We start from the raw sequence: 22,521 nt of genomic DNA, 5'->3' as shown, positions 1-22,521 counted from the left end.
CGGGCATGACAGGTAGGGCGGCAATTCGGAACTTCGCGCTGGCGCTTGCGGCCGGCGGCAGCAGCTTTGCCTATACGGCGCCAGCGTCTGCGGATGCTGCAAGTCCCTATGTCGGCGAAATCATGCAGGTCGGATTTACTTTCTGCCCCCGCGGCTGGATGGCAGCGCAGGGACAAATTCTCTCCATCGCACAAAATACGGCACTGTTTTCGCTGCTCGGCACCAACTATGGCGGCAATGGCCAGACGACTTTCGCGCTCCCCAATTTTGCGGGCCGGACGGCGAACCTCGACGGGCAGGGGCCGGGGCTGAGTCCCTATGTGATCGGCGAGCAGGCCGGGGCGCCGAGCACAACGCTGACCATCGCCAATATGGCGCGACACGATCACCGCGCGGCAATCCAGACCGCCAACGCGGCCGCGAACAGCACGAGTGCGAACGGCAACGCGCTCGCCTATTCGGCGAACAACAGCTATGTTTCGGGCACGGTACCGTCGGGTAATCTGATGGCGCCGGGCATTGCCGACTCGGGAATTGCCGGGCAATCGCAGCCGGTGTCGAACCGCCCGCCCTATATCGCGCTCAACTGGTGCATTGCAGTTGAGGGCGTATTTCCGGCGCGCAACTGATCACGGACTTGCCGGATGATTTCGGTGATTCAATCGGGTGCCGCGCGTTCGTAAATTGACTTTGGTTCAAATTGGTCTAGCTTTTTTTTAGGGCAATCGGGCAGGGGGCTGGGCGATGGCATTCGCGCGCAAAACAAGTCTTTATCTTTCCGCGGCCGCCGTGGCGGCCGGTACAGGACTGTCGGGGTCGGCGTCGGCGCAGGACTTCTACCTCGGCGAACTGATGAAGGTCCCGTATAATTTCTGTCCGCGCGGAACGCTGGAGGCGAACGGCCAGCTGGTTTCGATCGCCCAGGAAAGCGCACTCTACGCGCTCTACGGAACGACCTATGGCGGTGACGGCGTGACCACTTTCGCGATGCCCGGCATGGCGGGCCGCTATTCGATGCACGAGGGCACGGGCGCTGGCCTGTCGCCGCGGGTCCGGGGGCAGACGGGCGGGACCGAAACCACCACCCTGACGATGAACCAGATGCCGCGGCACGAGCATACGGCGTCGATCCGGACCACCAGCAGCGCTGGCAACACCGGACAGTCGTTCCGGGCCATCTTTGCAACGACACCCGCGAACAAATATGTGTCGGGCACCGCACCCGCCGCGCAGCTGATGAACATCAATACGCTCGACATCCGCCACACCGGCGAAGGAACGTCATTCGATCATCTGCCACCCTATCTGGCGATCCGCTATTGCGTCATCAGCGCGGGCATTTTCCCGTCGCGCAATTGACGGCGAAGCGCGCAGGGCGGCGACGCCAGCGGCGATGGGTTTTTGAGGGGGAGTTGGAGACATGCGGCATCTGAAGGCAGCAGCATTGGCGATGGCCGGTGTCAGCGCGGCCGGCATTGGGGCCCCGGCCTTGGCGCAGACCTATTATCTGGGCCAGATCATCGAAACGGGGGCCGATTACTGCCCGCGAAACTGGGTTCCGACCAACGGCCAGCTCTTGGCAATCCAGCAGAATACCGCACTTTTCTCACTGCTTGGCACGACATATGGCGGCAACGGCACCACGAATTTCCAGCTGCCCAATCTGCAAGGGCGGATGCTGATCGGGCAGGGGCAGGGGCCGGGACTCTCGCCTTATGTGCAAGGCCAAGTCGGTGGCGTCGAGAACCAGACTCTCACGATAGGCCAGCTCGCGCAGCATACACATCGCGGTGCGATCCTGTCAGTCAATCAGAATACGAACGATATCAAGCCGTTCCGCAACGCCTTTGCCGTGACACCCGATCGCCAATATTCGAATGTCATCCAGTTCGACGGCGCGCTGCATGCCGCCACGGTGACGGTGCAAAAGACCGGCGGCTCGGACCCGGTGGCAAACATGTCGCCGTTTCTGGTCAATCGCTATTGCATCGCGGTCCAGGGGGTTTTCCCGTCGCGCAACTGATTGCGGATCGACTATCGACCGAACAAGATGAAGACTGGAGGCGGGGTATGACACGCAAAGGAGCAATCCGGAACCTGACGATCGCGGCGCTGGCCAGCGCGTCCTCGCTGGCGGTGGCAACGCCGGCATTGGCGCAGACCGATCGTTATCTCGGGCAAATGATCCAGGTAGGCTTCACTTTCTGTCCCGCTGGTTGGGCCAGCGCAGAGGGGCAGATCTTGGCGATCAGCCAGAATACCGCGCTCTTCTCGCTGCTCGGGACGACCTATGGCGGCAATGGGCAGACGACCTTTGCCTTGCCCGATCTGCGTGGACGCACGGCGATCAACCAAGGGAGCGGCCCGGGGCTGTCGCCCTATGTCCTCGGCGAATTCGGCGGGAGCGAAACGACCACACTCCTCTCGACCAATCTCCCGCGGCACGACCATCGCGGTGCGATCCAGACGGCAAACGCGGCCGCGAACACGACGAGCGCGAACGGCAATGCGCTCGCCTATTCAGCGAACAACAGCTATCTTTCCGGGGTCGATCCGAACAATGCCATGGATGGCACGATGGTTCAGGTCGCGCCTGCCGGCAATTCGCAGCCGGTATCGAACCGGCCGCCCTATCTGACGATGCGCTGGTGCATTGCGCTGCAAGGGATTTTTCCGGCGCGTAACTGACACGCGACCGTTTGAACTTGCGCTGTTTCCCGAAAAGGCCGCGCTGGTTCGATGCGCGGCTTTTCTGCGTCGGGCCGGAGCGTCCCGGGAGGCGCACTGGAACCGCCGGCAACGTAACGCGTTGGTGGCGGACGGCGCGAGCTAGAACCAGCTGCCGCGCTCGATCGCATCGCTTCCCGCGGGAAGCGAAAAATACTGTCCGTCTTCGCCGACGATGATCGGCCCGTCGAAATGCTCTCCCGCGCCGTCGAGGAAGGCCGCGTTCAGATAGGGCGAGGGCATCGACGGAACGAGGTGGCTCAGCACCAGCATTTTCACCCCCGCGACACGCGCGCTGTCGGCCGCCTGCGCCGGAGTGGCGTGATAGTCGAGGATGTCGCGCATGATCTGTGCGGTCTGTCCGCGGCCCGCCTTGTCGAGTGCGGCGGCGAGCGCTTTCACCATCCGGGGCTGGAGCGCTTCGTGGATGAGGATGTCGGCGTCCCTTGAGGCCTGTTCGAGCATCTTCGACGGACCGGTGTCGCCGCTGATCACGACGCTGCGGCCCTTGTAATCGAAGCGATAGCCGACCGAAGGCGCGACGGGGCGGTGGTCGACCGGAAAGGCGGTGACGCGCAGCCCGTCCGTTTCGTAGACGATCGTCGGTGCGGACGGGATCGCAAAGGGCCGGGCGATCGCGCCGGCCGCCGCGGGCGGGGTGATCGCCGGCCCGTGATGTGCGGTGCGATAGCCATTGTCGCGGGCGTAAGCGGTGTTGAAGCCCGCAATCACGTCCTCGACCCCTGTCGGGCCATGGACGGGAAGCGGGCTTTGGTTGCCACTGGCGGTCCAGCGCAGCAGCATCATCGGCCCCAGCCCGTCGATATGGTCCGAATGATAGTGCGTCAGGAACAGTCCGCGAATCCGCCCGTTGGGCAGGCCCATTTGAGCGATGTTGCGCGCGCCGCCTTCGCCTGCATCGACGACCAGCATCGTCTTGCCCGCGATGACGACGGTGCAGGCGGCGGCGCGATCGCGGCTGGGCAGCGGCGATCCGGTGCCGCAAAGGCCGACGTGGAGTCCGTCGGGCAGGTCGGCATAAGGATTGCGCGCGGCGCTGCGCTCGACCGCGCGATCGAAGATCCACATGCCGACCGGTCGCTGGAACAGCCAGCCGCCCAGTGCGATCAGGACGAGCGGCAGCACCGCCCATTTGCCTTTGCCCATCGGTCATCCCCCACCTGTTTCGCGCATCATGGCGGTGAATGCGGTGCTGGACAAGGCGCCGGAAGTTGGCGAAGTTGCCGCGCAGCAGGGGTGCGTTGCGAAAGACAACTTACCTTTACGTAAGCGTGAACCAGGCCTATAAGGGCGGAACAGCCCAGTGGGAGAATCAAAAAATGGACATGGAGTTCAGCCCCGAGGATCTCGCCTTCCAGCAGGAGGTGCGGACCTTTATCGCCGAAAACTACCCCGCGGATCTGCGCGGCAAGCAGGACGAGGGCGACGAACTGTCCAAGGAGGATTTCCTCTCGTGGCACCGCATCCTGTACAAGAAGGGCTGGGTCGCCCCCGCTTGGCCGGTCGAATATGGCGGCACCGGCTGGACGCCGACGCAGCGCTTCATCTTTTCGGAGGAAACCGCGCGCGCCGACTGCATCCGCCTGATGCCCTTCGGGCTCGCGATGGTCGGGCCGGTGATCTACACCTTCGGCACTCCCGAGCAGAAGGCGCGCTTCCTGCCGCGCATCCTGTCGGGCGAGGACTGGTGGTGCCAGGGCTATTCGGAACCCGGCGCGGGATCCGATCTTGCCAGCCTGCGCACGGTCGCGGTTCCCGACGGCAGTGATTATATCGTCAACGGCCAGAAGACCTGGACCACGATGGCGCAGCACGCCGACTGGGGCTTTTTCCTCGTCCGCACCGACAAGGACGCCAAGCAGCAGGAGGGTATTTCCTTCCTGCTGATCGACATGAAGTCGCCCGGCATCACCGTGCGCCCGATCATCACGCTGGGCGGCGAGCATGAGGTCAACGAAGTGTTCCTCGAGGACGTGCGCGTCCCGCAGGCGCAGCGCGTCTATGAAGAGAATAAGGGCTGGACCTGCGCCAAGTTCCTGCTCGCGCACGAACGCACGGGCATCGCGGGCGTCGCAGCGTCGAAGCGCGGTGTCGAGAAGGTCAAGGAAATCGCGCGCACCGAGGTCGACGGCGACAAGCCGCTGCTCCAGAACGCCTTTTTCAAGCGCAAGATCGCCGAGCTGGAGATCGACCTCACCGCGCTCGAATTCACCGAGCTGCGCAGCCTCGCCGGTCCCAACGCCGGCAAGGGACCCGGCCCCGAATCGAGCCTGCTCAAGATCAAGGGGTCCGAAATCCAGCAGCGGCTGACCGAGCTGACGCTGGAAGCGGTCGGTCACTACGGCGCGCCCTATTTCCGCGGCTTCGGCGACGGCGACAACGAGCATCCGATCGGCCCCGACTATGCGCATCGGGCCGCGCCGACCTATTTCAACGTCCGCAAGACGACGATCTATGGCGGATCGAACGAGATCCAGCGCAACATCATCGCGAAGATGGTTCTGGGATTGTGATCCCGAAACCACCCCGGATCTGATCCGGGGTCTCCAACGGCCTTGAAGGCCGCTTGCGGCAATGGGCCCCGGCTTTCGCCGGGGAACACGGAAAGAGACAGAGACAATGGATTTCACCTACACCGACACGCAGGACATGATCCGCGACACGCTTTCGCGCTTCCTGGCGGACACCTATGACTTTGAAACGCGCCAGAAGTTCATCGCGAGCGACGACGGCCGCGACCCCGCGATCTGGACTGCGCTCGCGCAGGAACTCGGCATGCTCGGCGCCTCCTTTTCCGAAGATCATGGCGGTCTCGGCGGCGGCGCGCTCGAAAATGCGATCATCATGGAAGAACTGGGCAAGGTGCTGGGTATCGAGCCCTATCTGCCGACGGTGGTGATCGCGGGCGGAGCGCTCAAGGCCGTCGGCGGCGCGCAGGCGGACAAATATATTCCCGAGATCATCGCGGGCAATATGATCGTCGCCTTCGCCTATGCCGAGCCGCAGGGTCGCTACGACCTCGCCAACCTCAAGACGAGCGCGAAGAAGGACGCGGCGGGCTATGTGCTGAACGGGCACAAGAGCGTCGTCTATGCCGCGCCCTGGGCATCGCATCTGCTCGTGACCGCACGCACCGGCGGCGGCCAGCGCGACCGCGAGGGCGTGTCGCTGTTCCTGATCGACGCGAACCTGCCGGGCATCGTGCGCCGCGACTATCCGACCGTCGACGGCAGCCGTGCATCCGAAATCTATTTCGAGAATGTCGCGATCCCCGCTGAAGCATTGCTCGGCGGCGAGGGGGCCGGCCTGCCGCTGATCGAGCAGATCGTCGACGAGGCGACAGTCGCCGTGTGCGCCGAGGCGACGGGCGTGATGCAGAAGCTGCACGAAGGCACGCTGGAATATACGCAGCAGCGCAAGCAGTTCGGCATTCCGATCGCCAAGTTCCAGGTGCTCCAGCACCGCATGGTCGACATGTTCATGGAGGTCGAACAGGCGCGTTCGATGACGATCATGGGCACGCTCAAGCTCGGCCTGTCCGCCGACGAACGCAAGGCGGCGGTGTCTGCGGCGAAGAACAAGGTCGCGCGCGGTGCGAAGTTCGTCGGCCAGAATGCGATCCAGACGCACGGCGGCATCGGCATCACGCAGGAACTGGCGATCGGCCATTATTTCAAGCGTGCGACGATGATCGAGGGGCAATTCGGCAGCGCCGACTATCATATCGACCGGTTCGAGCAGCTGACGCTGGCGGCGTAACGCGGAGCAGGTTGCGCCCGCCGCCCGACGGCGGGCGCGATCGTTCCCCATCGGTGCCGTTCCCCGGTGGAAGCGGCCGCGAGAGGCCGAATTGCCGGATCGGGCTGTGATGGCAACGACTTCGCCTCTCCATCAGCCCTGCGGGCTGCACCTCCCCATGGCGGCGTGACAGGGAGGAGCGGGGCCGCTTCGACCGGCTACGGGCCTGTCTTTCGTCGTCACCCCGGCCCCGATCCGGGGTCCATGACTTCGACGCTGCTATGGATCCCGGATCAAGTCCGGGATGACGAAGGCAGGCGGGAACGTCCGCTCCCCACCCCGAAGCCGACATCCAAGCTACTCGCCCGACCTGATCGCAGCCGCCTTCGCGCAGCGAGGCCCGGTCGGATGGAACGAAAAGACATCGCCGTGGTACGCGATGGCGCGCCGCGTCAGTAGGCCACGTCGACCGCGATGCGCAGCGTCCTTGGGCGCAGCGGGGTGAGGTAGCCGGCGCTGCCTTCGACGAAGGGGGTGCCGAGCGCGAAGCGGTTGCCGCGGGCGTCGAACAGGTTGGTCAGCGTCAGCGAGAGACCGCGGCGGCGGTCGCCGATCCGCATCGCGAGGCCAGTGTCGACATAGTCGCCCTGGCCCTCGCCGAGGATCGGGCCGATGCCGAGGCGCGAGGGACCGACGTAATTGGCCCAGCCGTTCGCGCGGAATTCTTCGTCACCGATGAAGGTCGCATAGTTGATCGAGCCGCGGATCGCGTGGCTCGCGACGTTCGGAATGCGGCCAAGGCGGTCTTCGGGGGAATAGTAGAATGGCGGCAGCGGTGAGGGCGGCGGAGCGTTGCCGGAGCCCACCGCGGCATTCGCGGCGCGGAAAATCTCGACGATCGCGGGGGCGAGACGGTCGACGCGGCTGTGATTGTAGACCGCGCCGAGTTCGAACGAGAGTTCGCGTGTCGCGCGCACCGCGATCGCACCGGTGATGCTGGTGATGCGGCCGTCGCCGATATTGGCGGTGGTCGGAAAGCCGTCGGCGTCGATGAAATCGGCCTGGATGTCGCGCCAGCGCGTGTGCGAGACCGAGAGGCTGGCGTCGAAGGGCGTTTCACCCTTGCGGCCGAAGCGGATGCCGCCCTCGATCGTGCGCGTCTGGTCGTTGCGGAAACGCCGCACGAAATTGCTTTCGACCGCGAGCCCGCCGGGACGGAATCCTTCCTGATAGCGGGCGTAGAGGGTGATATCCTCGACCGGTGCCCAGAGCAGCGAGGCCGAAGGCAGCAGGTCGGTCTCGTTGCGATGCGCGGTGACCGCGCGCCCCGCGAAGGCGACGTCGAGCGCGACATCCTCGCCCCCGCCGCCGAGCCGCGCGTGCGAGAGTCGCAACCCCGCCGAGGCGATCAGGCGTGGCATCACTTCGGCGGTCGCCTCGGCATAGCCGGTGAATTCGGTGATGCTGTTGGTGACCCCGGTCAGGGCCATCGGCGACGCGAAATTGCCGATTTCGCGGTTCTGGCGCGTGCGATTGTCGAGCAGGCTGATCCCGGCGACCCACCCCAAGCCGTTGTGAAAGGGACGCGACAGGCGCGTCTCGTTGACGATCATACGCGTTTCGTTGGTCTGGTCGAGCACGCGCGGCGGGGCGTCGGGCCGCGTCGCATCGAAGCGTTCGAACAGCCGGTGGCTGACCCAGGCGCTCGACGACTGGAAACGCAGCCCGTCCCAGTCCTTCATCACCACGACCGTGCCGAGCCCGTATTTGGCCTTGGCATTCTGCTCGACCAGCGAATTGCGTTCGAGCGGCGGGGCATCCTTGTCCGCATATTGCGCGTCGTCGGAGCGGGTCGACTGATAGACGCCGCCGACGTCGATAGTCCAGTTGTCGCCCGCGTCGAACCGGAAGGTCCCGCGACCGCCGCGGATGTGGGTGCGGTTGACGTCCTTCTGTCCCAGCAGCGGGTTGTCGATATAGCCGCCGTCGCTGAGCATGTAGCCGACGAGGCGCAGCGCGTGGCCGCCGTCACCGACGGGCAGGTTGACGATCGCGCCGAGATCGCCGCCGGGGTCGCCATGCTGGGTCAGCGAGAGGCCTGCGATCGCCTGGACCGACTGATCGCGGGCGTCGGGCGCGTTCGGAACGACGCGGATGATGCCGCCGAGCGACCCGGCGCCATAGAGCGTGCCCTGCGGCCCTTCGAGCACCTCGACATTGTCAACGTCGTACAGGCGCAGGTCGGGATCAGGGGCGTTGTAGCTGAGGCGGATGTCGCCAAGATACTGGCCCACGGTCGATTGCGTGGGGCCGGTGAAGCTGGAATCGGCGATGCCGCGGATGAACAGCTTGTTGCGTCCCGATCCGAGATGCGTCGAGGACAGAGTCGCCATGCGCGACAGGATCGAGTCCATCCCGCGCTCGCCGCCGAACGCCAAATCGTCGCCATCGAGAACGGTGGCGACGCCCGCAAAGCTTGCGTAGGGAATGTCGGCCTTTGACGCGGTGACGATGATCTCGTCTTCGGGCGCGGCGACCGTCTCGACCGGCGCGGCCGGCCGCGAAGACGGCGCCGTCCGCGGCGGGGAGGTCGCGCGGCGCGCGACCCTGGCCTGTGGCGCTCGCTCGATGCGCCAGCTGGTGGCACTGACGCGAACCGCACGCGTGCCCGAATCGGCGAGCATGCGGCGGATCGCTTCGTCGACGCTCATCCGTCCGCGCACCGATCTGACGCGGCTCTGCCACAGCGCGGCGTCGGCGACGCTGATGCTGACCCCGCCCTGGCGGCTGATCAGCGGGAGCGCGTTCGACAGGCTGCCCTTCGGTACGTCGAACGCCCGCTGCTCGGACGCCGCCGCGATCGCCGGCACCGACAGCATTGCGCTCGCGGCGAGGAGGGCGAGGGGGCGACGCATCCTAGCGCGTCAGAACCCAGTCGTCGCCGCGCCGCGCCGCGCGTGTGCCCGAGAGCGCGGCGAGATCGGCAACGGTGCGATCCCGGTCCTTTGCCACGACGAGCACGCCGCGGAAGGGCAGGTCGGCGGCATCGGGCGCGACGCTGACCGTGATGCCCGCGGTGCGCCGCAGATCCTCCGCAACGACCGCCAGCGGGGTGTCGGCATAGACGAGTTGGCCGGTGCGCCAGCTGCCGATGGTGGCGGTGTCGACGTTGCGCACTTTGGGCGGGCGGGGGTCGCCGTCGCGGACGTCGATTCCCTCGCCCGCGGTCATGCGGACATTGGCGCGTTCGGGGTTCCAGGCGACGACGCCCTCGGACACCGCGACCGAGGTTGCGCGCTCGCGGCGGACGACGTTGAAGGCGGTGCCGAGGTCGACGATCCGGGCGCCGCCCGCCTCGACGACGAAGGGATCGGCGTCGCGGTGGACGACGTGGAACATCGCCTCGCCGCTTTCGAGCCGCGCGAAACGCGGGCGGTCCTTGTCGAGGTGCAGCACCGAGCCGCCGTTGATCTCGACCTTCGAGCCGTCGGCGAGCGCGAGCATGCGATGCTCGCCCGGCGCGGTCTCGATCCGGTTCGGATCGGCGAAAAGGCCGAGGCTGGGCAGCGCGATCGCGGTGACGAGCACGGCGGCGACCGCACCGCCGAACCAGGCGCGTCGCGTCGGGTGGCGGCGCGGCGGCGCGTCGTCGCGGATCACCACCGACGGCGCGGGGATACGCGGCAGCGCGTCGAGATCGGCGTCGAGGCTGGCGAGCGCGTCATAGGCGGCGGCGTGCGCCGCATCGGCCGCGAGCCAGTCGGCGAAGCCGTCCCAGTCGGCGAAGGCGGGATCGCGCTGGGCGATGATCCACTCGATCGCGCGCGCGTCGATGGCGGCAGGGTCAGGGCGCATCGAACTGCCTCCTGACGATGGCGAGCGCGGCGTAGACCTTGCGCAGGTCGGCCTCGACCGTGCTGAGGCTGACACCCTGTTCGGCGGCGATCTCGCGCTGGGCGACGCCGTCGAAGCGGAAGCGGCGGAAGATGCGCGCCGGCCGCTCGCCGGTCGCGGCGATCGCCGCCTCGACCTCTGCCAGCTGCTCGCGCGAGATCAGCGTCGCTTCGGCCGAAGGCCCCTCGGTGACGGCATGCTCGCTCCACGCCTTGTCGCGCAGTTCGCGCTGGCGCGCCGAGCGATAGCGGTCGAGCATCAGGTTGTTCGCGGCGCGCATCACATAGGACAGGGGCTCGGCGATCGGGCCGACGGCGCGATCGGTGAGGCGCATCCACAGGTCCTGGAACAGGTCCTCGGCGGCCGCGCCCGCACCGCGCACCTCGAGGAAGCGGATGATCCGCTCGCGATTGGCGAGCAGTACCGCCTCGATGCCCTGCGCGGCTGGGGGTGCGTCGTTCGCGGTCATGGATCGGTTGGTTCGGAACGCCATCTGCTGTTGATCGGCACCTGCCCGGATGGTGCCCCACATCCCCCTGGCGGTGCCGTCATATAGCGCGCCGGGCCGCAGGCGCAACCGTGGCGTGTCGCCACGCCGGGGAGCGGGGCGGAGCCGGTGCGTCGGGAAAGAGGCGGTGGCGGCAATCATGGACCTCGTCGTTTGTTCGAATGAGCCAGTGCAAGGGGGAAGCGGAGGGTGGGGGTGGGTGCTCCCCCCTTGCGTGCTACAGGCCGGTCGGGCGGGGGGCTTGCCCTTTAGAGACCGACCCGCAGGCTCGCACGGAAAGCCCAGGCCATGTGGCCCTGCTGTTCTTCCGCGGAAAGTTCGCCGCCAACCTGGAATGCAGAGTTGCCGGCGAGGCCACGGATGCGGCCGACCCAGCCGCTCGTGCGATCTTCAGGAACCAGGGTGAAGGGCGTGCCGTTCTTGAACGACGCGGTGGTCGTCCCCAGCGCGCCGCCGACGATCTGGCGCCGGCCGCCCTCGATTTCGAAGCGCGTCCAGCCGTCATATTCGTCGCGACCACCGAAATCGAGGCCGAGCGCAACGGTACCCGACACCGCGAGCTCGTCGCTGTCGCGGCCGAGCACGGTGAGGTCGAGAGCGTCGCCGCCGCCGGTTTCGGTGTAACCCTTTTCGGTCAGCTTGTAATAATCAACCGCGACGGTCGGGCGGAAGGAGATGCCGCCGAGGCGCGTGTCATAGGCGACCGAGCCCGCGGCCGACCACAGCGTGCCGTCCCACTTGCCACGGATCGTCTTGTCGATGTCCTCGGCGCCGGCTTCGGCCTGGAACAGGCGCGTGCCCTTGAAGCTGATCGGCGCGCCCGAAACGCGGGCGTGCGCGAGGAAGCCGTCGGAGGCGAGGCGCCAGTGGATCGCGCCCTCGAACTGGCTCGACGACACTTCGTTGGCGTTCGCCTTGTTGCCGTCCTTGCCGCTGAGATAGCCGATCGAGCCGCCGAAGTTGCCCATGCCGGTCTCGATCTCGGCACCGAGCGAGATGCCCCAGCCGGTGACGTCATAACCCGCGGTGTCGCCGATGCTCTTCGACGTGCCCCACACGGCCTGGTTGATCCAGTAACCCCATTTGCCCTCGTCCTGGAACGGCGCGTTGGGGTCCATCAGGTGACGCGCCAGTGCGCGCGAACCCGAGGTGACGGTTTCGAAGGCGCCGCCCGCATGGTCGGGCAGCATCTGGCCAAGCTGGCCGCGGAACTGTTCGCCGTCGCGGATGTTCAGGAACACCGATTCGATGTCCTCGTCGCCGCCGAGCGCGTCGATCACCGCGTTGAACGCGCCGGCTTCCGAGCGGTTGAGGCCGAGTTCGGTCGTGCTCTTGCGCGAAACGTCGACGATCAGCTGGGTCGCGTTCGACGACAGCGTGCCCTTGTAGAGGAAAGGCAGCATCGTCGAGTTGGCGGTGACGTTGTTCGCGCCGGTCAGCGAGCCCGCGGTCAGCACGACATGCTGGCCCTCGGCATCGTCGATGCTCGACAGCTTGAGCAGCAGTCGCGATTCGGCGCCGAAGCTGGCGTTGCCGGTGACCTGGATCGCGGTGCCCGTGGCGCCGTCGTCGAGCGTCACGCCGAGCGCGCCCTTGTCGGTCACCGCGAGCGAGGCGATGGTCGCCGCGCCGACGACGTCGAAGGTGCCGCCGGCGACGGTGACGCCGAGCCCCTGCGAATTGGCGAGGCGGCCCGAGAAGAGCGCGGTGCCGCCGATGCTGAGCGTATCATTGCCGCCGCCGAAGTCTGCGAGGCCGCCGAATTTCGAGGTGCCGGCGAGCGTCAGGCTGTCGTTGCCGCCGCCGAACAGCGCGGTGCCGTCGTAGGTGCCGTCGCCCGAGAGCGCGAGGCTGTTGTTGCCGGTTCCGAAGAAGGCGTCGCCCTTGACCGAACCGTCGGCGATGTCGAGCGTGTCGTTGCCGGCGCCGAAGCGGATGTCGCCGACGATGGTCGGCGCGGTGATGCCCGACGCCACCGCGGTCTGCTTGACGGTCGCGCCGCCGGCATTGGCCGACAGGTCGATCGCGACGTTGCGGTCGGAGCTCGCGAGCGCGCCCGACGCGGTGATCGCACCGCTGTTTTCGATGAGGTCGACATTGCCCGACAGGTCGACGATCGCGCGCGCGGTGCCGTTTTCGCCTGCCGCCTTGGCCGCGATCGTGCCGCTGTTGCGGATCATGCCGACATTGCTGCCCGCCTCGACGAGGACGCCGGTGGCGATTGCGGTCGCGGCGTTGCCGCCCGTCGCCTCGACCTTGCCCGCGTTGCGGATTTCGGCGAGGTTCGCACCCGATCCGACCTGGATCGCGGTTGCCGAGGCGCCGTTCGAAATCGCTGCGATGTTGCCGCTGCCGCCGATCGCGAGGCCGCCCGCGATGGTGACGTTGCCGCCCATCCCGCCGATCTGCATCCCGGTTGCATTCTTGCCGGCATAGAGGCCGTTGCCGATGATCGAACCGTCGACGATCACGCCGAAGCCGGTGCCGGTGCCGGCGACCGCGCCGATCGTCACGTCGCTTCCGGCGGCGCCGATCCGCACGGCGGGAGCCGAACCGAAGGAGCGGACCGCGGCCGATCCTTCCTTCGAATCCTCGATGCCATCCTTGTCCTCGTCATTGTCGGTCGTGCTGTTGTCCTTCGGCGGCACGGCGAAGACGATCCCGCCGGTCACGTTGCCCTCGACCGACAGCGCGGGTCCGCCCTGGAGCAGATCGTCGGCGTCGAGTTTCGACGGGTCGCTCGGCGGCGTGGTGAAGCGGTAGCCGGTCGAGGTCAGCGCGCCCTGCACGACGAGCGCGCCGGTGATGTCGCCCGAAAGGCGCGCGGCGGTGGCGTCGAGGCCGGTCGCGGTGATCGTGCCGGCGAGACGAACGTTGCCGGTGACGTCCTGGAGCCCGACGCCGAGCGCGCGGTCGCCGAGTACCGAAATCTTGCCGTCGTTGGTGAAGTTGCCGATGAGCGGCCCGCCGAGCTTGATGCCCGCCGAGTCATTACCCTCGATCGTGATTTCGCCCGAGTTGACGATATTGCCGTTGAACGCACCCGCGGTCGCGATGCCGACGCGGTTGCTGCCGATCGCGAAGGGGCCGTCGAGGTCGCCGTCATTGTCGATATCGGTCGGCGCGTAGTTTTCGTCGATGATGATCTTGCCGGTCGCGGCGTTGGTGATCGCGCCGGTCGTGCCCGCATTGGCCGAGATGCCCCGTGCGCCGTCCGCATTGGTGATCTGGATCGTGCCTTCGTTGACGACCTTGTGGTTGCTGTCGATCGTGATCGCGGTCCCCGATGTCGGCTTGATCGACCCCGAAGCGGCAAGCTTCACGTCGTCGGGGGTCGTTCCTTCCTTGACCGTCGAGGTGCGGATCGGGGTGGTCAGCGCGTTACCGATCACGGTTTCGGCTTGAGCGGGGGCGGCGATCATCGCGGCCAGGCAGGTCGACGCGAGCAAGGTCTTGCGCATTGGGTTCCTCTTGAAATCGTGGCGGGGATGGTCCCGTACAGCCGCAAGACGGAGCCCGAAGCGCGCGACCTTGGAAAAATATTCGCCATGTCCGGCAAAATTGTCGCGAATTGTCGCAATCGCGCCCACAGGCATTGCGCCGCGCGCGCCAATTTGCTGAATGGCGGGGCATAACGGCAACCGCCCAGCCATCAGAGGTTTCGAATGCAATCTTACCGGCGGTCGACGCTCCGGCTCGGCGCTATCCTGTTGTTTGCGGCATCGCTCGCGGCATGTTCGGGCAATGACGAGAAGGACGGCGGGCGCTCCGCGCCCGAGGTCGGCTATGTCGTCGCGCAGCCCGGGACGGTCCCGGTCGCGATCGAACTGGGCGGTCGCACCGTCGCCTTTGAAACCAGCGAGGTCCGCCCGCAGGTCAACGGCATCATCCGGCGCCGGCTGTTCGAGCAGGGCGGCTATGTCCGCGCCGGCCAGCCGCTGTTCCAGATCGACGCCAGCCTGTACCAGGCGGCGGTCGAGCAGGCGGCGGCCAATCTGGCGAGCGCCCGCGCCAGCGCCGAGGCCGCGAAGGTCAAGGCCGACCGTTTCCGCCCGCTGGCCGATATGGAGGCGATCGCCAAGCAAGACTATACCGATGCTGCGGCGCAGGCGCGCGTCGCCAACGCGGCGGTCGCGCAAAACGCCGCCGCGCTCGAAACCGCGCGGATCAACCTGCGCTATGCGACGATCAGCGCGCCGATCAGCGGGCGGATCGGACGCAGCCTGTTCACCGCCGGGGCGCTGGTCAACGCCAATCAGGCCGACCCGCTGGCGGTCATCCAGCGCACCGACCCGATCTATGTCGACATGCAGCAGTCGAGCGCCGAGCTGACGACGCTGCGCCAGCGGCTGGCGAGCGGCGGCGTGCTGCCCGGCAACACCAATGTCCGCCTGCTGCTCGAGGATGGCAGCGCCTATGGCTTTGCCGGCACGATTGAATTTTCCGAAGCGGTGGTGAACGCCGAGACGGGGACGGTGACACTGCGCGCGCGTTTCCCGAACCCGCAGGGTGGGCTGTTGCCCGGCATGTTCGTGAAAGCGGTGTTCGAGCAGGCGATCGAACCCGGCGTCTATCTGGTGCCGCAGGCGGCGGTGCAGCGCGATTTCGACGGGTCGGCGTTCGTCTATCTCGTCGGGGTCGACAACAAGGCGGCACGGCGCAAGATCACCGCCGAGCGTACGGTGGGGAACGACTGGGTCGTCACCGACGGGCTGAAGCCGGGCGACAAGGTGATCACGCAGGGGCTGGGCACGCTGCGCCAGGGGCAGCCGGTGCGGCCCGTCGCGGCGGGCACCCCGCAGCGGGTGGGAGCGCCGAAGGGCGGTGCGGCCAAGGGCGGTTCAAGCGGTGGCGCGGGCGGATCATCGGCCAAGGGCGGCTGACGCAGCATGTCGCGCATCTTCATCGACCGCCCGATCTTTGCGTGGGTGCTGGCGATCATCGTCATGCTGGGCGGCGTCGGTGCGCTCTCGGCGCTGCCGATCGAGCAATATCCTGATATCGCGCCGACCCAGATCAACGTGCGCGCCAACTATCCGGGCGCCTCGGCCGAGGCGATCGAGAACAGCGTCACGCAGGTGCTGGAACAGCAGCTGACCGGGATCGACGGGCTGCTCTATTTCAGCTCGACCTCTAGCTCGCGCGGGCAGGCGAGCCTGACCGCGGTGTTCGCCAAGGGCACCGACCCCGACATCGCGCAGGTGCAGGTCCAGAACAAGATCCAGGCGGCGGTGTCGCGCCTGCCCGCGCAGGTCCAGAGCCAGGGCGTGCGCGTCACCAAGTCGAACTCCGATTCGCTGTTGATGGTCGCGGTGTTCGACACGACGAACACGCGCTCGAACCAGGACGTGTCGGACTATATGACGTCGAACATCCAGGACCCGCTGTCGCGCGTCGACGGGGTCGGCGACGTCAATGTCTTCGGATCGCCGCATGCGATGCGCATCTGGCTCAACCCGCAGCGGCTGGCGGCGATGGCGCTGATGCCGTCGGACGTGGTGTCGGCGATCACTGCGCAGAACAGCGAGGTCGCGGCGGGCGACGTCGGCGGGCTGCCCGCGCCGCAGGGACAGATGCTCAACGCGACGGTGACCGCGCAGTCGCGGCTGCAGACCCCAGAACAGTTCGAGAATATCGTCCTCAAGACGCTGCCCGACGGGTCGAGCGTGCGGATCAAGGATATCGCGCGCGTCGAGGTTGGCGCCGAGAATTACAGCACGATCAGCCGCGTCAACGGGCACCCCGGCGCCGGCATGGCGATCTCGCTGTCGCCGGGGTCGGACGCGCTGCGCACCGCCGAACTGGTCAAGGCGCGGATGGAGGAGCTGGCGCGCGGCATGCCTGACGGGCTCGACTATGCCTATACCAACGATGCGACGACCTTTATCAAGCTGTCGGTCAGCGAGGTGCAGAAGGCGCTTTTCGAAGCGATCATCCTCGTCATCATCGTCATGTTCGTCTTCCTGCAGAGCTGGCGCGCGACGCTGATCCCCGCGATCGCGGTGCCGGTGGTGCTGCTCGGCACCTTCGCCATCTTCTACGTCGCGGGCTTCTCGCTCAACACGCTGACCTTGTTCGGGCTGGTGCTCGCGATCGGGCTGCTCGTCGACGATGCGATCGTCGTGGTCGAGAATGTCGAGCGGCTGATGCACGAGAATCCGGGCATGGGCCCGCGCGAGGCGACGATCCAGTCGATGCAGGAGTTGCAGGTCGCGCTGATCGCGATCGCGCTCGTGCTGTCGGCGGTGTTCCTGCCGATGGCCTTTTTCGGCGGGTCGACGGGGGTCATCTACCGCCAGTTCTCGATCACCGTCATCTCGGCGATGGTGCTGTCGGTGCTCGTCGCGCTGATCCTGAGCCCCGCGCTGACCTCGACGTTGCTCAAGGCGCCGAACCATGAAGCCGCGGGGGGCGGGCGCTTTCCCGCGATCAGCCGCGCGTTCGAGCGCGCGAAGCACGGGTTCAACCGCAATTTCGACGGCGGGGTCGACCGCTATGTCGGCGCGACCGAAAAGGTCGTCGCGCGCAAATGGCGTTTCCTCGCGCTCTATGTCGTGGTGTGCGCGCTGCTCGCCTTCCTGTTCCTGCGCCTGCCCGGCGGCTTCCTGCCCAATGAGGACCAGGGGCGGGTGTCGGTGCAGTTCCGCCTGCCCGCGGGCGCGACGCAGGCGCGCACGCTCGAGGTGCGCGACGCGGTCGAGACATATCTGCTCGAGCAGGAGCGCGCGAACATCCAGGCGGTGTTCCTGCTCGCGGGCGGCGGCGGCGGCAGCGCGACGGGGCAGAATACGGGGCAGGGCTTCGTCAACCTCGTCCATTGGGACGACCGTCCCGGCAAGGAGAACAGCGCCGACGCGATCGCGCAGCGGACCGCGGCGGCGCTGCGCGGGCTGCGCGACGCCCAGATTTTCACGACGGTGCCGGGCGCGGTGCGCGGGCTCGGCGATTCGGGCTTCACGATGCAGTTCCAGAACAGCAGCGGCATGCCGCGCGAGCAGTTCCTCGCCGCGCGCGACCGGCTGATCGAGATGGCGAACGCCAACAAGCGGCTGACCTCGGTCCGCCTGTCCGACCTGCCCGATGCGGCGACGCTCAAGATCGACGTCGATACGCAGCGGCTCACCGCCTACGGGATCAGCAACGGCGACGTGAACAACACGCTCGCGACCGCGTGGGGCGGGCGCTACGTCAACGACTTCGTCGACAAGGGGCGCGTCAAGCGCGTCTATGTGCAGGGCGACGCCCCCTATCGCGCCAAGCCCGAGGATCTGGGCCAATGGTATGTCCGCTCGTCGGACGGCCAGATGGCGCCCTTCTCGGCCTTTGCGAAGACGAGCTGGGCGACGACCCCGGCGAGTTCGTCGCGCTTCGGCGGGCTGCCGACCTTCGAAATCTCGGGCCGCGCGGCGCCGGGGACGAGCTCGGGCGAGGCGATGGCCGAGATGGAGGCGATGGCGGGGCAGATCCAGGGCACGAGTGTCGCCTGGTCGGGCTCTTCGTTCGAGGAGCGGCTGTCGTCGGGGCAGGCACCGCTGCTCTACGCGCTGTCGCTGCTCGTGGTCTTCCTCTGCCTCGCGGCGCTCTACGAAAGCTGGTCGATCCCGGTCGCGGTGCTGCTGGTGATCCCGCTCGGGCTGGTCGGCGCGGTGTTCGCGGTGACGCTGCGCGGGCTCGAGAACGACGTCTATCTCCAGATCGGGCTGCTCACGACGATGGGACTCGCGGCGAAGAATGCGATCCTGATGATCGAATTCGCCGAGCAGGAAGAGCGCAAGGGGCGCCGCGTGATCGAGGCGGCGCTGGCGGCGGCGAAACTACGCCTCCGCCCGATCCTGATGACGAGCTTTGCCTTCATCTTCGGCGTGCTGCCGCTCGCGATCGCGACCGGTGCCGGGGCGAACAGCCGCGTTGCGATCGGCACCTCGGTGATCGGCGGCATGCTCACCGCGACGATCCTTGCGATCTTTTATATCCCGCTCTTCTTCGTGCTCGTGCGCCGCGGCGTGCGCGACGGGCTCAAGGCGGCGCGCGAATGGCGCGGCGGCGGGCATTCGGACGCGGCGGCGGAGGCAGGGGCATGAGGCGAGAGCTCGTCCTGACGGCCGCGGCGCTGGCGCTCGGTGCCTGTTCGCTCGCGCCCAAATATGTCCAGCCGGAGGCGCCGGTGCCGCAGTCGTGGCCCGCGGGCGACGCCTATCTGGCCGCCAGCGAGGCCGCGCTGCCGCAGGTGGCGCTCGCCGACCTGTTCCGCGACCCGCGCCTCCTGTCGCTGATCGACCGGGCGCTGGCGAACAATCGCGACCTGCGCGTCGCTGCCGCGAATGTCGCCGCGGCGCGCGCGCAGGTGCGCGTGACGCGTTCGGCGCAATTCCCCGCGATCGGGGTGAGCGGATCGGCCGACTATAGCGACGGCGGCGTATCGGGCGGTACGGCGGGCGGCGGGCGCGAGAGCTATGCGCTGCAGGCCGGGGTGTCGGCGTTCGAGCTCGACCTGTTCGGGCGGCTCGCCAATGCGACCGCGGCGGAGCGTGACCGCGCGCTCGCGACCGAAGCGGGCGCGCGCACGGTGCGGCTGGCGCTGATCGCCGACCTCGCCGAAGCCTGGGCCAATCACGCGGCCGACCGCGAACTGCTGGCGATCGCGCGCGACACCGCGGAGAATGCGCGCAGCAGCGTGCGGCTGACGCGCGCGCGGCTCGAGGGCGGGGTGGCGCCGCGCACCGACCTGCGCCAGGCCGAACAGGTGCTGGCGACCGCGGAGGGCGACCTCGCGCTCCAGACCGCCGCGGTGGCGCAGGACGAGAATCTGATCCGGCTGCTCGTCGGCGCCGATTATGACAAGGCGCTGCTGCCCGCGTCGCTCGCCGAGGTGCGCGCGTCGATCGCGGCGCTGCCCGCGGGGACCAGTTCGCAGATATTGCTGCGCCGCCCCGACGTGGTGCAGGCCGAATATCTGCTGCGCGCCGCCAATGCCGACATCGGCGTGGCGCGCGCGCGGCTGTTCCCGACGATCTCGCTCACCGGGCTGCTCGGCTTCGCAAGCGACGCGCTGTCGTCGCTGTTCACCGGCGACGCCTTTCGCCTGAGCGCGGGCGCCGACGCCAGCCTGTCGATCTTCGACGCCGGCGGTCGCCGCGCCGGGGTGGCGGTGAGCGAGGCGCAGCGCGACGCGGCGCTCGCCGCGTACGAAGGTGCGATCCAGGCGGCGTTCCGCGAAGTCGCCGACGCGCTCGCCGATCAGGGCACGCTCGGCGAACGGCTGCGCGCCGTGCAAGCGAACAGCGAGGCGGCGGCCGACACCGCACGCCTCACCGACGCGCGCTACCGCGGCGGCGTCGACAGCTTCCTGTCGAGCCTCGACGCCCAGCGCAGCCTGTACGGCGCACGGCGGAGCGAGATCGCGGTACAACTGGCGGCGGTACGCAACCGGATCACGCTGTACCGCGCGCTGGGAGGCGACAGCGGCGCATCGAACTGAGACGGGGTGGCGGAGCGGGAGGGATTCGAACCCTCGATACGGTTTTGCCGTATACTCACTTTCCAGGCGAGCGCCTTCGACCACTCGGCCACCGCTCCGCATGCACTGGAAGGGGCGCCCTAATCGCTTGGCGGGGCTTTCGCAAGCCGATTGGGCGTGGCAGATATCGCGCATGACGCATCGCCTCCTGACCGCTGTCGCGGCACTCGCGCTCACCGCTCCCTCTGCCGCGCAGGACAAGCCTCCGGCGCCCGCCGAAATCCCGTCGCCCGGTGACATCGTCGCGGCCGCGCCGGCTGGCGACTGGGTGGCGATTGCGGCGTCGGACCTGCTGGTGATGGACCTTGCCCCCGATGCCGCAGGCAGGCCGCGCCGCGTCGTCATCCAGCTGATGCCCGCGCCGTTCAGCCAGGGGTGGATCGGCAATATCCGCAAGCTCGCCGCGGCGCATTGGTGGGACGGGACGAGCATCAACCGCGTGCAGGACAATTATGTCGTGCAATGGGGCGATGCGACCGAGAAGAAGCCGCTGCCCGCGGGGTTGGCGGTGGTGCCGGAAGGCGAATATGTTACGGCGACAAAGGCTGAAGGCGGCGTAATTCCTTCCGACGGCAAACTACCGCCAATGCACTGGAGTGGATATTCGCCGGGCTGGGCCTGGACAGATCATGCCGATGCCTACGCGAAGAAATACAGCTATTTTCGTGGCTGGCCCTTTGCCGGCGACGATGGCCGGTCGGGATGGCCAGTTCATTGCTACGGCATGGTCGGGGTGGGCCGCAACATGCCCCCCGACACCGGCTCTGGCGCTGAACTCTACACCGTCATCGGGCATGCTCCGCGCCACCTCGATCGCAATATCGCGCTTGTCGGGCGCGTGGTCAGCGGGATCGAGCATCTGTCGAGCCTGCCGCGCGGGACCGGCGGGCTCGGATTCTATGAAAATGAGAATGAGCGGGTGCCGATCGCCTCGATCCGTATCGCGAGCGACCTGCCGCCCGCCGAGCAGCCGAAGTTCGAATATCTGTCGACCGAGAGCCGCAGCTTTGCGAAATATGCCGACGCGCGCGCGAACCGGCGCGATCCCTTTTTCATCAAGCCCGCGGGCGAGGCCGACATCTGCAATATTCCGGTACCGGTGCGCGCGGTGGCTGACAGCCGATGAGCGGGTTCGGCCCCGAGAGGCGCCCTTCGACAAGCTCGGGGCTACGGTGTGAGGAACGAAGGTTATGATGTCAGAAATGATGGCTCGCCTTCCGCAGCATGACGGACGTGTCGGCAGCCGCGGCTTGATCCTTGACCGTAGTGCTGAGCTTGTCGAAGCACGCTTGTCGGTTCGATGCGAGCTTCGATAAGCCCATGGACTGGATGTTCCATTGCTACATGCTGCGCTGTGCCGACGGGAGCTATTATGTCGGTCACACCGACAATATCGCGCTGCGCTTCGGTCAGCATCAGACGGGCGCCTATGCCGGCTACACCTACAAGCGCCGGCCCGTCGAACTGGTCTGGTCCGAATCCTTTCAGACGCGGGATGACGCAAAACTGGTGGAGCGACAGGTCAAGGGCTGGGGGAGGCCGAAAAGGGAAGTCCTGATTGCGGGCGACTGGAGCAGGATTTCGGAATTGGCGAAATGCCGTTCGCTGACCGAGAAGCACCCTTCGACAGGCTCGGGGCTACGATGATGGAGGAAAGCTTCACCACCACCGCGCCGCTGTGGCGCTGGCAGTCGGCGACCGCGCCCGCGGCGTGGTTTTTCCTGACCATCGCGGGCGAGGTTGCCGACGCGATTCGACTGGCGGCGATTTCGGGGCAGTGGCTCGACGGGCGGAAGGGATTCGGCTCGGCGCGCGTCGAAGCGGTGATCGGCGACACGCGCTGGAAAACATCGGTCTTTCCGCATCGCGAAAGCGGCGGCTGGCTGCTGCCGGTCAAGGCGGCGGTGCGCAAGGCCGAGGGACTGGCCGAGGGCGATGCGGTGACGGTGACCGTCAGTCTTTAGGCGGGGTGTCGGTCCGGGCTTCGCGCGCCTGCGCCTTCCTTTTGCGCAGATTTTCGCGCAGCGCCTCGGCAAGGCGGCGTTCGCGTTCGAGGTCGGCGGGGGAGGGCGTCTTGCTCACGGCCGCGTCCATGCCCGCGAAATCTGCGCGACGT

18 protein-coding genes and 1 tRNA gene are annotated in these 22,521 nt (G+C 67.3%); 12 read left to right on the top strand and 7 right to left on the bottom strand.

Translation table 11 applies throughout. The features are described from left to right. The first annotated feature begins 5 nt into the window (after window positions 1–5). From EAO27_RS08730 to EAO27_RS08715, 4 genes are all read left to right on the top strand, one after another. A complete protein-coding gene (locus EAO27_RS08730) occupies window positions 6–629 on the top strand; it encodes a tail fiber protein (protein ID WP_242779650.1) in 624 nt (207 codons plus the stop codon). Window positions 630–789: 160 nt separating this feature from the next. Next, the gene (locus EAO27_RS08725) at window positions 790–1,359 is read left to right on the top strand and encodes a tail fiber protein (protein ID WP_242779648.1); all 570 of its coding nucleotides are present in this window, start codon (window positions 790–792) and stop codon (window positions 1,357–1,359) included. A 61-nt stretch (window positions 1,360–1,420) separates the two neighbouring features. Then, the gene (locus EAO27_RS08720) at window positions 1,421–2,023 is read left to right on the top strand and encodes a tail fiber protein (protein WP_242779646.1); all 603 of its coding nucleotides are present in this window, start codon (window positions 1,421–1,423) and stop codon (window positions 2,021–2,023) included. A gap of 47 nt (window positions 2,024–2,070) precedes the next feature. Beyond that, window positions 2,071–2,688 (top strand): tail fiber protein, encoded by a 618-nt coding sequence (locus EAO27_RS08715; protein ID WP_242779644.1) that lies wholly within the window; start codon window positions 2,071–2,073, stop codon window positions 2,686–2,688. 141 nt (window positions 2,689–2,829) lie between these two features. Here EAO27_RS08715 and EAO27_RS08710 read toward each other — a convergent pair whose 3' ends face one another. Then, window positions 2,830–3,894, bottom strand: a complete 1,065-nt coding sequence (locus EAO27_RS08710) for an MBL fold metallo-hydrolase (RefSeq protein WP_242779642.1) — start codon at window positions 3,892–3,894, stop codon at window positions 2,830–2,832. A gap of 173 nt (window positions 3,895–4,067) precedes the next feature. On the opposite strand from EAO27_RS08710, the gene EAO27_RS08705 reads away from it, so the two are divergent. Together EAO27_RS08705 and EAO27_RS08700 are read left to right on the top strand one after the other, a co-directional pair. Then, a complete protein-coding gene (locus EAO27_RS08705) occupies window positions 4,068–5,261 on the top strand; it encodes an acyl-CoA dehydrogenase family protein (protein ID WP_242779640.1) in 1,194 nt (397 codons plus the stop codon). Between the two features lie 106 nt (window positions 5,262–5,367). Further along, window positions 5,368–6,507: an acyl-CoA dehydrogenase family protein gene (locus EAO27_RS08700; RefSeq protein ID WP_242779638.1), complete on the top strand. Its 1,140-nt coding sequence runs from the start codon at window positions 5,368–5,370 to the stop codon at window positions 6,505–6,507. Window positions 6,508–6,938: 431 nt separating this feature from the next. Here the strand turns inward: EAO27_RS08700 and EAO27_RS08695 are convergent, their stop codons facing one another. From EAO27_RS08695 to EAO27_RS08680, 4 genes are all read right to left on the bottom strand, one after another. Next, on the bottom strand, window positions 6,939–9,401 hold the full coding sequence (locus EAO27_RS08695) for a TonB-dependent receptor (RefSeq protein ID WP_242779636.1): 2,463 nt from the start codon (window positions 9,399–9,401) through the stop codon (window positions 6,939–6,941). A gap of 1 nt (window position 9,402) precedes the next feature. Next, on the bottom strand, window positions 9,403–10,341 hold the full coding sequence (locus tag EAO27_RS08690; protein ID WP_242779634.1) for a FecR domain-containing protein: 939 nt from the start codon (window positions 10,339–10,341) through the stop codon (window positions 9,403–9,405). Next, on the bottom strand, window positions 10,331–10,849 hold the full coding sequence (locus EAO27_RS08685) for a sigma-70 family RNA polymerase sigma factor (RefSeq protein WP_242779632.1): 519 nt from the start codon (window positions 10,847–10,849) through the stop codon (window positions 10,331–10,333). Before EAO27_RS08685 ends, EAO27_RS08690 begins: the two co-directional genes overlap by 11 nt. Before the next feature lie 287 nt (window positions 10,850–11,136). Further along, complete coding sequence (locus EAO27_RS08680) at window positions 11,137–14,349, bottom strand: autotransporter outer membrane beta-barrel domain-containing protein (protein ID WP_242779630.1); 3,213 nt, start codon at window positions 14,347–14,349, stop codon at window positions 11,137–11,139. Window positions 14,350–14,553: 204 nt separating this feature from the next. Between EAO27_RS08680 and EAO27_RS08675 the strand changes: the two genes are divergently transcribed. Genes EAO27_RS08675 through EAO27_RS08665 form a run of 3 tightly spaced genes read left to right on the top strand, consistent with a single transcriptional unit; the run spans window position 14,554 to window position 20,366 of the window. After that, window positions 14,554–15,771 carry an efflux RND transporter periplasmic adaptor subunit gene (locus tag EAO27_RS08675; protein WP_242779628.1) on the top strand — a complete coding sequence of 406 codons (1,218 nt, stop codon included), beginning with the start codon at window positions 14,554–14,556 and terminating at the stop codon, window positions 15,769–15,771. A gap of 6 nt (window positions 15,772–15,777) precedes the next feature. Next, window positions 15,778–18,969 carry an efflux RND transporter permease subunit gene (locus EAO27_RS08670; RefSeq protein WP_242779626.1) on the top strand — a complete coding sequence of 1,064 codons (3,192 nt, stop codon included), beginning with the start codon at window positions 15,778–15,780 and terminating at the stop codon, window positions 18,967–18,969. Further along, window positions 18,966–20,366 carry an efflux transporter outer membrane subunit gene (locus EAO27_RS08665; protein WP_242779624.1) on the top strand — a complete coding sequence of 467 codons (1,401 nt, stop codon included), beginning with the start codon at window positions 18,966–18,968 and terminating at the stop codon, window positions 20,364–20,366. Before EAO27_RS08670 ends, EAO27_RS08665 begins: the two co-directional genes overlap by 4 nt. A gap of 7 nt (window positions 20,367–20,373) precedes the next feature. On the opposite strand, the gene EAO27_RS08660 is transcribed toward EAO27_RS08665, so the two are convergent. Beyond that, window positions 20,374–20,464 (bottom strand) — tRNA-Ser (locus EAO27_RS08660). A 74-nt stretch (window positions 20,465–20,538) separates the two neighbouring features. Here EAO27_RS08660 and EAO27_RS08655 point away from each other — a divergent pair. From EAO27_RS08655 to EAO27_RS08645, 3 genes are all read left to right on the top strand, one after another. Further along, entirely contained in the window at window positions 20,539–21,531 is a 993-nt protein-coding gene (locus EAO27_RS08655; protein ID WP_242779621.1) for a peptidylprolyl isomerase, read from the top strand. Between the two features lie 140 nt (window positions 21,532–21,671). Then, window positions 21,672–22,052 carry a GIY-YIG nuclease family protein gene (locus tag EAO27_RS08650; protein WP_242780527.1) on the top strand — a complete coding sequence of 127 codons (381 nt, stop codon included), beginning with the start codon at window positions 21,672–21,674 and terminating at the stop codon, window positions 22,050–22,052. Continuing rightward, complete coding sequence (locus EAO27_RS08645) at window positions 22,049–22,369, top strand: DUF1905 domain-containing protein (protein ID WP_242779619.1); 321 nt, start codon at window positions 22,049–22,051, stop codon at window positions 22,367–22,369. The genes EAO27_RS08650 and EAO27_RS08645 overlap by 4 nt, the downstream gene beginning before the upstream one ends. Here EAO27_RS08645 and EAO27_RS08640 read toward each other — a convergent pair. After that, window positions 22,359–22,499 (bottom strand): hypothetical protein, encoded by a 141-nt coding sequence (locus EAO27_RS08640; RefSeq protein ID WP_242779617.1) that lies wholly within the window; start codon window positions 22,497–22,499, stop codon window positions 22,359–22,361. The two genes, EAO27_RS08645 and EAO27_RS08640, sit on opposite strands and share 11 nt — an antisense overlap. Window positions 22,500–22,521 lie beyond the last annotated feature (22 nt).

The sequence above is a fragment of the Sphingopyxis sp. YF1 genome (genome assembly GCF_022701295.1).
Classification (GTDB): domain Bacteria; phylum Pseudomonadota; class Alphaproteobacteria; order Sphingomonadales; family Sphingomonadaceae; genus Sphingopyxis.
The sequence above is the reverse complement of the archived record's forward strand: the minus strand, read 5'-3'. Positions and strand labels throughout refer to the sequence as shown.

What these genes read in the sequence shown, in the direction of transcription:
- EAO27_RS08730 (WP_242779650.1), top strand. Translation starts at nt 6, where the DNA reads ATGACAGGTAGGGCGGCAATTCGGAACTTCGCGCTGGCGCTTGCGGCC.
- EAO27_RS08720 (WP_242779646.1), top strand. Translation starts at nt 1,421, where the DNA reads ATGCGGCATCTGAAGGCAGCAGCATTGGCGATGGCCGGTGTCAGCGCG.
- EAO27_RS08715 (WP_242779644.1), top strand. Translation starts at nt 2,071, where the DNA reads ATGACACGCAAAGGAGCAATCCGGAACCTGACGATCGCGGCGCTGGCC.
- EAO27_RS08710 (WP_242779642.1), bottom strand. Translation starts at nt 3,894, where the DNA reads ATGGGCAAAGGCAAATGGGCGGTGCTGCCGCTCGTCCTGATCGCACTG.
- EAO27_RS08705 (WP_242779640.1), top strand. Translation starts at nt 4,068, where the DNA reads ATGGACATGGAGTTCAGCCCCGAGGATCTCGCCTTCCAGCAGGAGGTG.
- EAO27_RS08700 (WP_242779638.1), top strand. Translation starts at nt 5,368, where the DNA reads ATGGATTTCACCTACACCGACACGCAGGACATGATCCGCGACACGCTT.
- EAO27_RS08695 (WP_242779636.1), bottom strand. Translation starts at nt 9,401, where the DNA reads ATGCGTCGCCCCCTCGCCCTCCTCGCCGCGAGCGCAATGCTGTCGGTG.
- EAO27_RS08690 (WP_242779634.1), bottom strand. Translation starts at nt 10,341, where the DNA reads ATGCGCCCTGACCCTGCCGCCATCGACGCGCGCGCGATCGAGTGGATC.
- EAO27_RS08685 (WP_242779632.1), bottom strand. Translation starts at nt 10,849, where the DNA reads ATGACCGCGAACGACGCACCCCCAGCCGCGCAGGGCATCGAGGCGGTA.
- EAO27_RS08680 (WP_242779630.1), bottom strand. Translation starts at nt 14,349, where the DNA reads ATGCGCAAGACCTTGCTCGCGTCGACCTGCCTGGCCGCGATGATCGCC.
- EAO27_RS08675 (WP_242779628.1), top strand. Translation starts at nt 14,554, where the DNA reads ATGCAATCTTACCGGCGGTCGACGCTCCGGCTCGGCGCTATCCTGTTG.
- EAO27_RS08670 (WP_242779626.1), top strand. Translation starts at nt 15,778, where the DNA reads ATGTCGCGCATCTTCATCGACCGCCCGATCTTTGCGTGGGTGCTGGCG.
- EAO27_RS08665 (WP_242779624.1), top strand. Translation starts at nt 18,966, where the DNA reads ATGAGGCGAGAGCTCGTCCTGACGGCCGCGGCGCTGGCGCTCGGTGCC.
- EAO27_RS08655 (WP_242779621.1), top strand. Translation starts at nt 20,539, where the DNA reads ATGACGCATCGCCTCCTGACCGCTGTCGCGGCACTCGCGCTCACCGCT.
- EAO27_RS08645 (WP_242779619.1), top strand. Translation starts at nt 22,049, where the DNA reads ATGATGGAGGAAAGCTTCACCACCACCGCGCCGCTGTGGCGCTGGCAG.
- EAO27_RS08640 (WP_242779617.1), bottom strand. Translation starts at nt 22,499, where the DNA reads ATGGACGCGGCCGTGAGCAAGACGCCCTCCCCCGCCGACCTCGAACGC.